The sequence below is a fragment of the Pseudohongiella acticola genome, assembly GCF_001758195.1.
GTDB classification, from domain to species: domain Bacteria; phylum Pseudomonadota; class Gammaproteobacteria; order Pseudomonadales; family Pseudohongiellaceae; genus Pseudohongiella; species Pseudohongiella acticola.
This window is the reverse complement of sequence record NZ_MASR01000001.1, coordinates 2,750,653-2,764,878: the sequence shown is the minus strand read 5'-3', so window position 1 is coordinate 2,764,878 and position 14,226 is coordinate 2,750,653. Positions and strand designations below refer to the sequence as shown.

Annotated in this window: 10 protein-coding genes; 6 read left to right on the top strand and 4 right to left on the bottom strand. The window is 55.4% G+C overall.

Features of this window, described 5'->3' with window-relative positions:
- Nucleotides 1-11: 11 nt before the first annotated feature.
- On the top strand, nucleotides 12-1,541 hold the full coding sequence (locus PHACT_RS11915) for an alanine/glycine:cation symporter family protein (protein WP_070117969.1): 1,530 nt from the start codon (nucleotides 12-14) through the stop codon (nucleotides 1,539-1,541).
- A 44-nt stretch (nucleotides 1,542-1,585) separates the two neighbouring features.
- Here the strand turns inward: PHACT_RS11915 and PHACT_RS11910 are convergent, their stop codons facing one another.
- The 4 genes from PHACT_RS11910 to PHACT_RS11895 form a co-directional block, all read right to left on the bottom strand.
- Nucleotides 1,586-2,173: a YhgN family NAAT transporter gene (locus tag PHACT_RS11910; RefSeq protein ID WP_070117968.1), complete on the bottom strand. Its 588-nt coding sequence runs from the start codon at nucleotides 2,171-2,173 to the stop codon at nucleotides 1,586-1,588.
- A gap of 102 nt (nucleotides 2,174-2,275) precedes the next feature.
- Nucleotides 2,276-3,337, bottom strand: a complete 1,062-nt coding sequence (locus tag PHACT_RS11905; protein WP_245730725.1) for an alkaline phosphatase D family protein — start codon at nucleotides 3,335-3,337, stop codon at nucleotides 2,276-2,278.
- The gene (locus PHACT_RS11900; protein WP_070117967.1) at nucleotides 3,334-4,452 is read right to left on the bottom strand and encodes an alkaline phosphatase family protein; all 1,119 of its coding nucleotides are present in this window, start codon (nucleotides 4,450-4,452) and stop codon (nucleotides 3,334-3,336) included. The genes PHACT_RS11905 and PHACT_RS11900 overlap by 4 nt, the downstream gene beginning before the upstream one ends.
- A 110-nt stretch (nucleotides 4,453-4,562) precedes the next feature.
- Nucleotides 4,563-6,917 carry a TonB-dependent receptor gene (locus PHACT_RS11895; protein ID WP_070117966.1) on the bottom strand — a complete coding sequence of 785 codons (2,355 nt, stop codon included), beginning with the start codon at nucleotides 6,915-6,917 and terminating at the stop codon, nucleotides 4,563-4,565.
- 126 nt (nucleotides 6,918-7,043) lie between these two features.
- Here PHACT_RS11895 and PHACT_RS11890 point away from each other — a divergent pair, with 126 nt between their 5' ends.
- The 5 genes from PHACT_RS11890 (at nucleotide 7,044) to PHACT_RS11870 (ending at nucleotide 14,222) form a co-directional block, all read left to right on the top strand.
- Entirely contained in the window at nucleotides 7,044-8,276 is a 1,233-nt protein-coding gene (locus PHACT_RS11890; protein ID WP_070117965.1) for an EAL domain-containing response regulator, read from the top strand.
- Nucleotides 8,257-10,542, top strand: coding sequence for a hybrid sensor histidine kinase/response regulator (locus PHACT_RS11885; RefSeq protein ID WP_070117964.1), 2,286 nt, complete (start codon nucleotides 8,257-8,259; stop codon nucleotides 10,540-10,542). The genes PHACT_RS11890 and PHACT_RS11885 overlap by 20 nt, the downstream gene beginning before the upstream one ends.
- Nucleotides 10,543-10,653: 111 nt before the next feature.
- Nucleotides 10,654-12,075, top strand: a complete 1,422-nt coding sequence (locus tag PHACT_RS11880; protein ID WP_083264544.1) for a UbiA family prenyltransferase — start codon at nucleotides 10,654-10,656, stop codon at nucleotides 12,073-12,075.
- Between the two features lie 22 nt (nucleotides 12,076-12,097).
- Nucleotides 12,098-13,426: an FAD-binding oxidoreductase gene (locus tag PHACT_RS11875; RefSeq protein ID WP_070117963.1), complete on the top strand. Its 1,329-nt coding sequence runs from the start codon at nucleotides 12,098-12,100 to the stop codon at nucleotides 13,424-13,426.
- Nucleotides 13,427-13,448: 22 nt separating this feature from the next.
- The gene (locus PHACT_RS11870) at nucleotides 13,449-14,222 is read left to right on the top strand and encodes an SDR family NAD(P)-dependent oxidoreductase (RefSeq protein ID WP_070117962.1); all 774 of its coding nucleotides are present in this window, start codon (nucleotides 13,449-13,451) and stop codon (nucleotides 14,220-14,222) included.
- The last annotated feature ends 4 nt before the right edge of the window (nucleotides 14,223-14,226 follow it).

Sequence of the window (14,226 nt, the reverse complement as noted above, 5' to 3'; positions counted from 1 at the left end):
AGGATAATAAAATGGAAGGTCTGGTTACGTCGCTGAACAACATCATCTGGAGCAGCGCACTGGTATTTTTGTGTCTGGGTGCGGGCCTGTTTTACTCCGTACTTACCCGCTTTGCACAGCTACGCCATTTCCGCGAAATGTGTCGTCTGCTGTTTAAAGGCAATGAATCCGAACAGGGTATTTCCTCCTTTCAGGCGCTCGCGGTGTCGCTGTCCGGGCGGGTTGGTGTCGGCAACATTGCCGGCGTTGCCGCCGCCATCGGTTTTGGCGGCCCGGGCGCCGTGTTCTGGATGTGGGTGGTGGCGTTTCTGGGCGCCAGCACTGCCTATGCCGAATCGACACTGGGCCAACTCTACAAGGTAGAGGAAGACGGTCAATACCGCGGCGGCCCGGCATATTATTTTGAACGCTGCCTGGGCCAACGCTGGCTGGCGGTGTTGTTCGCACTGGCCGCCATTGTCGCCTGCGGCATGTTCCTGCCCGGCGTTCAGGCCAATGCCGTTGGCAATGCGGTAACGCAGGTGTTTGGCGAAGGCACCTTGGTGGTGACTCAGTTCGGCGAAGTCGGTTCCAACAAACTGGTGGCGCTGGCGGTCATTCTGATGATCCTGGCCTTCATCATTTTTGGTGGTATTAAGCGCATCGCTCACTTTACTCAGGTTGTGGTTCCTTTTATGGCCGTGGGTTACATCATCATGGCCATGATCATCATCTTCCTGAACATCGGACAGTTGCCTGGCGTGATTGGTCTCATATTCAGCGACGCCTTTACCGCGCAGGCAGGTTTCGGTGCTGCCATTGGCTGGGGCGTTCGCCGTGGCATTTACTCGAATGAAGCCGGTCAGGGCACTGGCCCGCACGCAGCGTCTGCGGCCGAAGTCGAACACCCGGCACAACAGGGTCTGGTGCAGGCGTTTTCGGTTTATGTCGACACATTGTTTGTATGTTCAGCGACAGCTTTCATGATCCTGATTACTCAACAGTACAATGTTCAGGGCACACTGGAAGCTGGTCAATTCATTGTTCAGAACGTGGATGCCGGCACTGAAATAAGCTCGGCAGCATTTACCCAGATGGCTCTGGGCAGTGTCTTTGGCAACTTCGGTCCGGTGTTTGTTGGCATCTCGCTGTTCTTTTTTGCCTTCACCACGATTCTGGCTTATTACTACATTGCTGAAACCAACACCGCTTACCTCAATCGCTACTTCAAGGCCAGAATCCCGCTGGCCGTGATCAAGTTCATGATCATGTTCATGGTGGCTTACGGCATGGTCAACAGCGCCGGCTTCATCTGGACTATCGGTGATATCGGCGTTGGGCTGATGGCCTGGATCAACATTGTGGGTATCCTGGCGATCTATTTTGTGTCGGGCCCCGCCATCACCTGCCTGAAAGACTATGAAGAGCAGTTAAAAAGCGGCAAGCCGATCACGTTTGACCCGCGCAAACTGGGGATCAAAAATGCGACGTTCTGGGAAAAGCGCCATGACCAGACTAATAGCAGCAACGCGGGTGCAGCGTCTGAAAAGTCCCCGGACTAGAATTCAAATCCGTAGTGAGGAGAGCACGACGGGTGCTCTCCTCTTCAGCCCAGATAACTCTTGAATCCGTCCAGCAGCATTTGCACAGAAATGGTCACCAGAATCATGCCCATCAGCCGTTCGATGGCTTTCAGGCCACGGGCACCCAGCAGTTTGTAGAGCCGCTGCGACAGTAACAGAATGGCTGCCGACAACGTCCACGCGCCCATCAATGCAAGCAGCCAGTCACCGCTTCGATCCGGACCGGTCTCCGCCAACAACACCAAGGTAGCCAACACCGATGGCCCGGCAATCAGAGGCATGGCCAGGGGCACAATCAATGGCTCTCCCTCGCTGCCATCATCACCCATGACACCGCCGCGAGACGGAAAAATCATACGAATGGCAATGATCATCAGTACCAGGCCACCGCCAATGGAGATTGCTTCGCGAGACAGACCCAGCGCGGTCAGTATCGTCGGCCCCGTGAACAGGAACAACAACATAATGGCCAGCGCTATCAACAGCTCACGGATAAGAATGAGCCGACGACGCTCAGGTGCAACCCCTGACAGCACACTGAGGAATATCGGGATATTGCCCAGCGGGTCCATAATCAGGAACAGCGTGACGGCAGCGGCAAAAGTTTCCATAGTGTTCAGATCCGGGCGTTTTCATTGGCATCAGGCACCGCATCATACGCCCTTTCCGCCCTGAACTCATCCCGACACAACAGACCCGATGGTTAACTGCTGTCAGAAACTCACGGTCTGTTGCAGCAGCGTGGTGCCGTGTTGATCACGGATGGACATGTCAAGCACCGGCGCATCAGCGGACCAGTCGATGTCAATCAGCCCATAGTTGGCGACCGCAAAGGCTTCGCCGACCCGGTGTCGGTTGGGGCTGATGGCATGCCATTCTTCGGTCAGCCCGGATGAGGTCATTTCCACCAGGGCAAAAGGCAGCCCGGCATCATCGATACGGCTGAATTCCGACCAGTGCGTATCGCCGGAGATGAGCACTGTAGGCACATGGGGGGATGACTGCAACAATTCGAAAAAACGCTGCCTGTCAGCGGGAAAATTGGCCCAGCTTTCCCAGCCGGTAAAATCTGCCAATAGCTGAATGCTGGAGCCGATGATACGCAAATCGGCATCAACCATGAGCTGCTGCTGCAACCACTGCCACTGCGCTTCGCCCAGCATGGTCGCCGCGGCTGACAAGTCGGCCTCATATGGGCCCATGTCCAGCGCCTGACGGGCTTCCCGTTTGGCCGGATCAGTGACGGCGACCAAGGGCGTGCGATTCCAGCGCAGATCCAGCAGGATCAACTGCACTTTCTGACCACTCTCGCCGTATTCATAGGATGTGTAGATACCATCCGGCCGTGATCGCCGCTCGGAATCCTCAGGTTCGTTCCAGAAATCCAGCATCACCTGGCGGGATGCTTCTTTACCGGGGTACTCAGCACCACCGTCATTGACACCGTAATCGTGGTCATCCCAGATGGCAACCACATCGGTCTGTTCGCGCAGGCGCTGAAAACCGTCAACCGCCCCCAGTTGTTCGTACTTTGATTGCAGCACTGCCGGGTCTTCACTGTCACCGTAGATATTGTCGCCCAGAAACACAAACACCTCTGGCTCGTCAGCCAGCACTGCCTGCCAGATCGGTTGTGGCCGGTCTTGGTGTACGCAGGAACCAAAGGCGATGACAGTGCGGCCCTGTGCCGACGCCTGCGCCATAACCAACATCAGCAAACCACTTATTCCAAGGTATGTTGCCGGCTTTAGTGCTCTGCGCACAAATGACGTCATGGTAAAAACTCCTTCATGGGTGGGGCCATCTGCGCATTGTAGCGTTGATAGTCTTCGCCCAGCCAATGCATAAGGGTTGCCGCAATACCAGTGGCACTCAAACATTCATCAGGTGCGATAGCGCCGTGCGCAGGCACACCCGGGCCCATGGCAGCCATCCAGATGGCATCAGAACCTTCGATGCCATTTTCATACGTCGCCAGGCTGGTCATATACTGCTCCACGGCGCGTTTGCTGGCGTGATGCTGCCAGGTTTCCAGCGGCATTTCGCCCCGGCCATGATCAACTGTCACGAACAGCGCGGTGTTATCCCGGTATTGCTCAAGCGACTGCAGCGTCTGCCAGACTTCTTCGATAAACCCATCCACCCGGCGTGACGCAAACACGTACTCATCATACTTGCCATCGTGAGCAAAGTCGTCTGGTTCGCCATAGGCAATATGCACCAAGCGCGGTTGTTGCTCGCGCAGGGTCGACAGCGCATAGTGGTGCGTAAACGCATCATGCCGCACCGTCGGCCAATGCGGTGAGATATCCTGTTGCAGTGTGTTCAGGAAACGCTCGAAATCACTGTCGGGATCAAGCGTTAGGCCGATATTAACGGGAATGCCGCTGCGCTCGACATGGTAGATATAGGGAAACACATCCCATGATCCAAAGGCCGCGGCTCTGCCGGCAAAAGCCGGATTCTGTTGCAGCAATTCGAGCACGGTTTTTTCCGGATTTGGTACTTTGGCGTTGGAATCTATACTGTCGTTGGTGACGCCACTGAGAATTTCGTTATAGCCCGGGTAGGAAAAGTTCCAGTCATTGCTCATACGAGCGCATGAGCCCTGATCACGATCGCCGACCATGACGCCCTGCGCTGTCATGACACCGTACACGAACGGCATGATCAGGCCACGACGCGCTGTTACTGATTCGCGCCAGAAAGCCGACACCAGTTCCTCGCTGCGCGCTGAATAGTCCGGGTGCTCGGCCAGACGTGCATCCAGTCCACGGAACAGTTCCTGCCAGCGAATCCCATCGATCGTGATCAGAACCACGTTCTCGGCCGCCCTGGCCTGCACCGGGGCCACAAGCAACATCAATATTATACAAATACGACTGGTCATTCTGCTCTCCCGCCATGATCACATGGCATCATTTTTTGAAAAAATATACAGATGAAAAAAAAGCCCGCAGCATACACTGCGGGCTTTTCTTGCTGGCATCAGATCAACTATCAGAAGTCGACAGTCAGCGTCGCTGTCGCTGTGCGTGGCGGCGCTATCCAGCCGCCCCATCCGCCAGCAACGCCACCGATGTAAGACTTGTCAGTCAGATTGGTGACATTGATCTTTATGCTGGCACCGTCAAGTCCTTGCAGGTACTCAGCAAGATCAACACCAACATAAAGATCGGCTACGCCGTAACCGTCAATGCGTGTCGTGTTGGAAGCATCCAGCCAGCGATCACCCACATTCTTGTAAGTCAGGCCAGCGGAAAAGCTGTCACGCCGCCAGTCGGCAGAGATGACAAACATGTCTTCGGCAGATCCGAACACGGTATTGCCCGGAAATACGCCGAGCAGCGTGTTGGCGGCCGGGTCTGGCGTGCCAATATAGGTGGAGTCATTTTTGGTGTAGGAGAAATACAGGCTAAGCGTTTCAGAAACACTGGCCTGCACGGCTGCCTCAACACCCGAGGAATCGATACCGCCTACGTTAACGTAAGCACCGTCGCTTTCACCCAGGTAATCGATACCGTCGGTGGAGCCTTCCGGGATATAGGTGATACGGTTGGCGAACTCGATATCATAATAAGTCAGACTGGCGTTGAACATACCAGTGGTATAACGCAGACCCAGATCCATGCTGTCAGCGGTTTCAGGCTCCACTGAATCCAGGGCAGTCTGATTGGCCTCCAGCACACCGTCCTTGATGGATGAGAAACTCTCGGCGTAGCCAACAAAGGCTTCCAGCCCATCTATTGGTGTCGCGTAAACCAGACCACCACTTAACAGCACATCGGAGTCAGAGTTCACCGATGCTGTTCTCAGGCCACCCTGGTGTTCGTCTTCACGGTCAATATCAACCAGGTACTGCTTCACGCCCAGACGCGCCGTGAGCGGACCCACGGCAACGGTGTCTTCCAGATACCAGGTCATGGTCTCCTGCGGGAAGCTCCGGTCGTACTGCGTCCAGTAAGGCACGTGATTGAAGTTATAACTTGTTCTGGAATCTATAACTTTTAACCAGTCACGCGATTCATTACGGTTGTTGTCTTCGTACCAGAAACCGCCTCGCAAGGTGTTATCGAACTGGCTGAAGTCCTGAACCCAGGAGAAGTCAGCGACAAAACCGGTACGCTGCTTTTCATAAACCGTGTGGCGGTAGGAACTGACAGGCAGCGCGCCCGCCGGGAAACATGCGGGGTCGTAAGCCGGGCCTGCGCCGCCGTACGGGAATACCAGCGAGCTTTCACAGCCGGGACGTGGTTGCAGCGCTCGGCCATCGGCATCAACAAAGGTAATCGTGCCCAGCGGGCTGCCGCCCAGAGCCGGCGCTCCGGTATTCAGCTCCGAATGCGGGTTGCCAGCGCCGTCATTGCGTACGTCTACAATATAGGGCGGAATCCAGTCACCGCGGCCACTGTTGTCGTGGTGATAAACCGAGGTGCTGAAATCGATGCCAGACACTTCAAAATCAGCTTTAGCATAGGCCAGCAGATTCTTGCGCAAGGTAGACCAGGCGCGACGGTACAACTGATCGACATGAGGAATGCCCGTCCAGTTGCCGGTCAGGCGGTCCCAGGTCGGATCTTCCACGAATTCCTGCGGCGTGACACGTTGATAGTTGTCTTCGTGCGCGTCATCGTAGGAGATATAGCCGGTCAGTTCAAAATTGTCGTAATAGCCCTTGAGCTTGGCTGCGATGTGATCGCGGTTGGACTCACCCGACCCGTCGATCCATGAGTCAATGTCGGAACCGGATATACTGATCCAGGCATAGGTGTTATCCATGATTTCGCCAGTGTTATAGCGTGCAAAGATCTTGCGTGCATTGTTGTCACCAAACGTGGTTGACGCCGTCAGGCCGGCCTCACTCGTCGGATCAACGCTGCGGAAGTTCATGCTGCCGCCCAGTGCCTCGTGTGACCACGACGCGATATCAGAGGTACCCTGAACCACATCGACAGCCGCCAGATTCTCTGTATCCAGAAACCGGTTGGCCTTGGAGCCGCCACCGTAATTGGAGTTGCCATTGGGGATACCGTCTATGGTCATGCCCAGTTGCTGTTCGTCAAGGCTGACCTGGAAACCGCGGATGCTGATGGTTGTGGACCAGTCATCACCGCCGAAGGCATCACCCTCGTTAACCAGAACCCCGGGGATATAGTCGATGGCACCCAAAACGCTGGATGCGCCCGATACCTGGTCCAGCATTTCCTCGCTCACCGAGCTGCTGGCAAAGGTGCGCATTTGCGACGTTACCACCATTTCTTCTACTGCCGGTGTGCTCTGCGCCAGCGCCAAGGGTGACGCTGCGAGGCCGCTGAGCGCCAGACAGATACCGCGATATAATTTTTTGGTTGTCATTAGGTAAAACCCCAGATAGTGTATTCAAGATGGGTACCTTATTACCCGTCTGTAACAACCGAGCGACAGTTCGATAACAGTTTTATAACAAAAACATGACAGTTGATTTCCAGGACAGGAGAACTCATGGGGGCACCAGACTACCTTGAAGACCTTCCCCGCCGACTGCTGGTACTGGACGATGATGTAAGCGTCAACGCGACAATTTGCGCCATCGCCAGCAGGGCTGGCTTCGAAACACGATCAACAACCAACGCTGAAGAGTTTTTCCAACTGGTCGCAGGCTGGCAACCTTCGCACATGATTGTCGATCTGGTCATGCCTGATGTTGATGGTGTCGAAACCCTGCACCGACTGGCTGTATCTGGCAGCCAGGGGACCATCATTGTCACCAGCGGTCTGGGTGGACGCGTACTGGAAGCCGCGAGCCGGGCGGCCGAGGAGAACGGCCTGCGCGTTTCCGGCGTTCTGCCCAAACCCTTCACGCCCACCCGGTTGCGCAGCCTGTTGTTTCAGGAAATGAGCCAGTTCAAGCAGGCCTCGCCCGGGCTGCAGGAAGTGTTGCCGGTCAGTGCCGACATGCTGGCAACAGCGCTCGCACAAAAGCAGCTAAGCGTGCATTTTCAGCCCAAGATAGTCTGTACAACCCAGCAGGTGGTGGGCTTTGAAAGCCTGGTACGCTGGCAGCACCCCGAGCGTGGCATGATTTTCCCGGACCAGTTTATCGCGCTGGCTGAGCAAAGTGGCCACATTGCCGAATTGACAAGGCAGGTCTTTGATCTCAGCCTGGCCTGGTTCGCCGACAACTTTCTCGATACGGACCTGAAGCTGTCAATCAACATGTCGCCGATTGTGCTGGCAGATGCCCAGTTTCCGGCCTGGGTTCAGCAGGCCTGTGACCATTATGGTGTTGCGCCGAATCAGGTGACACTGGAGATTACCGAAACCAGCAGCATGGAAAACCCAGTCGCCGCCCTTGAGTACCTGACCCAGTTCCGCATCAAGGGTTTTCACCTGTCCATTGATGATTTTGGCGTGGGATATTCGTCATTGGTACAACTTGCCCGTCTGCCGTTCTCCGAAATGAAAATCGACAAAATGTTTGTTATGTCAGCCTCAGCGTCAATCGAGTCACAAAAGATCGCCGCCGCTGTGATCGGCCTGGCCAGGGCGCTCGACCTCAATGTTACGGCAGAGGGCGTTGAAGATGACTGGACCTTACAGTTTCTGTGCGATCTGGGATGTATACATGCACAGGGCTATTTTATCGGCCGGCCCATGCCCCCCGACGCAGCGTTGCAATGGATACATTCCAGAAAAAGTCGCCAGGAGGCCCTGAGTGAGGCGCAAAAATCATAAGACCAGCGAACTGCTCCGTATCGCGGGAACGGCAGCCAAGCTCGGGGGCTGGGAAGTCGACCTGGTCAAGCAGGAGGTGCACTGGTCGGCAGAAACCAGGATGATTCATGAGGTACAACCTGATTTCCAGCCATCGGTGGAACAGGCCATTGAATTCTATGCGCCCGAACACCGGGACCGGATTCAGACTGTCTTTGATCGATGCGTAAATGACGGCACGCCTTACGATGAGATTGTGCAGTTTGTCACTGGCAAAGGCCGAACATTGTGGGCTCGCTCTATCGGTGAGGCGGTCAGGGATGACAACGGCACAATCGTCGCTGTCCATGGCGCGTTCCAGGATATTTCGGAACTGATCGTTGCGCGCGAACGCTCTGAATCCTTGTCAAAGCAATTACAGCAAACGCTGGAAAATATCAGCGACGGATTCTTCTTAATAGACCACGACTGGTGTTTCGGTTTTCTCAACACTCAGGCGGAAATACTACTGCTGCGCCGCCGGGAAGATTTGCTGGGTAAATGTATCTGGGACGAATTCCCTGCAGCAGACGATTCCGACTTTCGGCGCTGCTACGAAGAGGCGGTCAACGAACAGCATACCGTCCGGTTTACCGACTTCTATCCGGCCCCCTTGAATGCCTGGTTCGAAGTAAGTGCCCACCCTACCCAGGACGGCCTTGCTGTCTATTTCCGCGATGTCACCGAGCGCATCAACAATGAAGAGTCGCTGCGCATCAGTAATGAACGGTTCAACCTCATCGCCCGGGCAACCCGTGACGCTATCTGGGACTGGGACCTGGTGCACGACACTATCTGGTGGAACGACAACATGCTCGCGGTGTATGGCCATGACCTTGTGTCAACCGTCACAAGCTCGGAAGCATGGGTTCGCAACATTCATGAAAATGACCGAGAACGTGTGATCGACAGTATCAACAAGGTCATTGATGGAACGACTACCGGTTGGCAAGACCAGTATCGGTTTATGCACAGCAACGGCACCATTCGGAATGTCAGTGACCGCGGCTTTGTCATACGGAACGGAGATGGCAAGGCCATTCGCATGGTTGGCAGCATGATGGATGTCACCGATCGCATTGAGCTAGATGAGCGTATGCGACAGGCTCAAAAACTGGAAGCGGTAGGACAGCTGACGGGTGGCGTTGCTCATGATTTTAATAACCTGCTCACCGTCATTCTGGGCAATGCAGAACTACTGACCGAACAGCTTACCGATCAGCAGCAATTGCGGATGCTTGCAGAAATGACGGCCACGGCTGCAGAGCGCGGCGCCGAACTGACCAACCGCCTGCTTGCTTTTTCACGTCGACAACCATTGGACCCAAGGAACGTCAATATCAACAAGCTGATCCAGAACATGGACAACCTGTTGCGACGTACATTGCAGGAACACATTGACATCGAAACCGTATACGCAGGGGGTCTGTGGTTATCGGAAGTTGATCCGGGCCAACTTGAGGGTGCGCTGCTCAATCTCGCCATTAACGCGCGTGATGCCATGCCAAGTGGCGGCAAACTGACCATTGAAACCGGCAACACACAACTGGACCAGGCCTATGCCGACACACAGGACGAGGTGGTGCCCGGCCAATATGTCATGGTGTCGGTCTCGGATACCGGTACCGGTATGACGCCCGAAGTACGTCGCAAAGCCTTCGAGCCATTTTTCACTACCAAACAGATGGGCAAAGGCAGTGGTCTCGGTTTGAGCATGGTCTTTGGTTTTGCCAAGCAAAGTGGCGGCCACGTCAAGATTTACTCGGAAATCGATGAAGGCTCAACAGTAAAACTGTACCTGCCACGCGCCAACTCTGCAGACAATACCAATTATGACGGACACCTGGCACCCGACATTGAGGGCGGCAATGAAATCATACTACTGGTTGAAGACGATCCGCTGGTGCGCGAACACGTCAGCGCCCAACTTGAAGCACTGGGATACCAAGTACATACCGCCACAAACGCAGATGAGGCTCACGATACCTTAAAACTGATGAACAACATTGACCTGCTGTTCACGGATATCGTTATGCCTGGCTCAATGAACGGTCGTCGGCTTGCCGATCTCGCCCTCAAGCTACGCCCCGGCATCAAGGTATTGTTCACGTCAGGTTACACGGAGAATGCCATTGTGCATCATGGCCGCCTGGATCGCGGTGTGCATCTGCTGAATAAACCCTATCGCCGGCAGGAACTTGCGGCCAAAGTACGCAAAGTGCTTGATGAAAACCCGGACGAACCCTGACGTTGCTGCCCCGCGATTGCCACCCTGCCACTAATACCCCAACAAAGCTGCAAAAAATTCCCACGCGCTGTTTAATCTGATACCCTGACGGCTTTGACGGGAGAGCATTGCTTGAATCAACCGCTGGTAGTCGACCTGGATGGCACCCTGATCCACACGGATATGCTGCACGAATCAGCACTCAAAGTGCTGCGTGAGCGACCGTGGGCTACGCTGTCCATTCCAGTCTGGATGGCACGCGGAAAAGCAGTCCTCAAACAGCACCTGGCCAAACAGGCACAGATCAATCCGGCCAGCCTGCCATACAATGAAGAACTTCTGGTCTGGCTGCGTCAACAGAAGAATGCTGGGCGCAGGCTTGTACTCTGCACCGCCGCAGACCAGGTCATCGCTCAGGGAATTGCTGAGCACCTGCAGCTGTTCGACGAGGTCATGGCCAGTGATGGCAAAACCAATCTGTCCGGCGCCAACAAGGCCGACGCGTTGACAGCACGCTTTGCCGAGACCGGCTTTGTTTACGTTGGCAACTGCGACAAAGACCTGCCCGTTTGGAGTGTCGCACACAGCGCCGTTGTGGTTAACGGCGCCAGCGGGCTCAGTGACCGGACTCGCGCCGTATGCGATATTGAGCAGGAGTTTCCCTTACGCCCCCGGGGGCCGCTTGCCTGGTTGCGGGTTATCCGCGCGCATCAATGGCTGAAGAACCTGCTGCTGTTCATTCCCCTGATTGCGGCCCATCAGTTCAGTGATACCGACACCTGGCTAACCCTGATCATGGCGTTTGTCGCCTTCAGCCTGTGTGCATCGGCGGTATACATCACCAACGACCTGCTGGACCTTGAAAGTGATCGCCTGCATCCACGCAAACGCTTTCGCCCGTTCGCCTCCGGACTATTGCCGGCCTGGCAAGGTGTGGTTCTGATGCCATTCCTGTTGCTGGCGGGCATCAGTGCTGCGCTCTGGGTCAACGTTGCCTTCCTGCAATGGCTGGCCCTCTACCTGTTGCTTACCTGTTTGTATTCGTTTGGCCTCAAACGACTGATGCTGGTGGACTGCCTGACCCTGGCGATGCTTTATACCCTGCGTATTATTGCTGGCACCGCAGCTGCCAGTCTGGAGCTGTCGTTCTGGCTGCTGGCGGAGTCGGTATTTCTGTTCCTGTCACTGGCATTTGTCAAACGTTACGCCGAGCTCGCGCTGCAGTCGCTCAGTGGCGAGAGCAAGGCACACGGGCGTGGATATTACACCAGCGACGCCCCGCTTATTCAGACGCTGGGAGTCACGTCCGGTTACGTCGCCGTCATGATTCTGGCGCTGTACCTGAACAGCGAAGAAGTGCTTGAACTGTATAGCAACCCGACACTGGTCTGGGCAGCAATACCTTTTATGCTGTTCTGGGTCAGCTGGATGTGGATGCAGGCCAGCCGTGGCAACATGCATGATGACCCACTGGTTTTTGCGGTCAAGGACAAAGCCAGTCTGCTGGCCGGACTCGGCTTCGCTACCGTGCTTGTGATCGGATCGGTAGCATGAAATTGCAGGGGATTGTCCAGCCATGAAAATTGCTTCCTGGGGTCGTCTCAGCCAGGATCACCATGACGCAATCGCGTTGAGTGACCATCGATGTCTTTCCAGCCAGATTCAACGCAGCGCGCCCGGCATCAGCTATGGCATGGGCCGCAGCTACGGCGATGTCTGCCTGAACCCGGGCGGTGCACTTTGGCTGACGCGGGGGCTGAACCGGTTTATCAGTTTTGACGATCAAACCGGACTGCTGTGCTGCGAGCCAGGAGTAACCCTGAAAGAAATTCAGGATTGTTTTGTATCGCGTGGCTGGATGTTGCCAGTGACACCTGGCACGCAACTGATTACCGTGGGCGGCGCAATCGCCAACGATGTTCACGGCAAGAATCACCATGTCATGGGTACCTTTGGCGAACACGTCGTCAGTTTCAAACTGGCACGTACGGACGGCACCACGCTGGATTGCAGCCGCAAGCAAAACCCGGACATGTTTCGGGCAACCATTGCAGGCCTGGGCCTGACCGGCATCATCTACAACGTGCAATTACAATTGCGCCGCATCGAAAGCCCCTGGCTGCTGACTGATACCGTACCCTTCAGTAACCTGGATGATTTTTTTGCGCTGGCTGACGAATCCGAAGCCAGCTGGGAACATACTGTGTCGTGGATCGATTGCCTTGCAGGCCCCCAAACACGCGGAATTTTCATGCGCGCCAACCACGCCAGCAAACAGGAACTCGCTGCGTTGCCGTATTACCTGCCTGACATCAGTAAGGTTCGTCGCCGCAAGAATATCGACATGCCACTGACACCGCCGGTTTCACTGGTCAACAGACTGAGCCTGCGTCCTTTTAATGCGGCGTATTACGCGATGAACGCTCGCAAGGCGGGCGCCGGTGTGGCGCACTACGAAAGCTTCTCTTATCCACTGGACAAGATCAATAACTGGAACCGCATGTATGGACGTCGCGGCTTTTATCAGTATCAATGCGTGGTTCCACGCGACAACGCGCGACAGGCAATTGAGAGCATGCTGACGGCAATCGCGGATGCGGGCGAAGGCTCATTCCTGGCCGTCTTAAAAACCTTTACTGAGCGCCCTGCCGCCGGACTGCTGAGCTTTCCGATGGCCGGTGCGACGCTGGCGCTGGATTTTCCCAACAAAGGCGGGGCAACCGAAGATCTGCTGGCCCGGCTCGATGATGTCGTCTCCTCGGCAGGCGGCCGACTTTATCCCGCCAAGGATGCTCGCATGCCAGCGCATATGTTTGCCGCCAGCTATCCGGAGCTGACACAGTTTTCCGCATTTCGTGACCCGGGCATCAGCTCGGCCATGTCACGCCGCTTACTCGGCTCGTGACCCAGGTCAAAAAGGTAATGTTATGACACAGAACAAACGAATCGTAATTGTCGGTGCCACCTCCTCGATTGCCGAGCATTGCGCTCGTGCATGGGCCCAGCAATATCAGCAACAGACGCAGTCGGAAACACAACAGTTTGTGTTGCTCGGTCGTGATCAGGAGAAACTGTCTGCTATTGCTGCCGACCTGAGCGTGCGCAACCCTGCCGCTCAATGTGAAATCCTGCTGCCGGATTTTTCCTCAGCAGACTCCATTCAACAGACAGTCAAGGACATCGTGGCGGCGGGCACACCCGACATCGTATTGATCGCGCACGGAACCCTGCCAGAACAGTCTGCCTGTCAACAGAATCTCGCTATGGCAGCCGAGGCAATGCATATTAACGGACTGTCCCCGGCATTATTTGCCGAAGCATTTGCCGGCCCGATGCAGCGCGCCAATGCCGGTACCATCGTTCTGGTTGGTTCGGTGGCCGGTGACCGTGGTCGCAAATCCAATTATGTTTATGGCGCCGCCAAAGGCCTGGTCACTCGTTACGCACAAGGATTGCAGCACCGCCTGGCCGGAACCAATGTTGGCGTTGTGCTGGTCAAACCTGGCCCAACCGACACCCCCATGACAGCGCACCTGAAACAGGACGGTGCCAAATTGGCCAGCGTAGAGGCGGTGGCCAATGATATTGTGCAGGGCGTACAAAAGGGCCGCGCCGTTATTTATACGCCGGGAAAATGGTGGTTGATCATGATGATCATTCGTCATCTGCCCCGATTCATATTCAATAAAATGGACATATAGGATT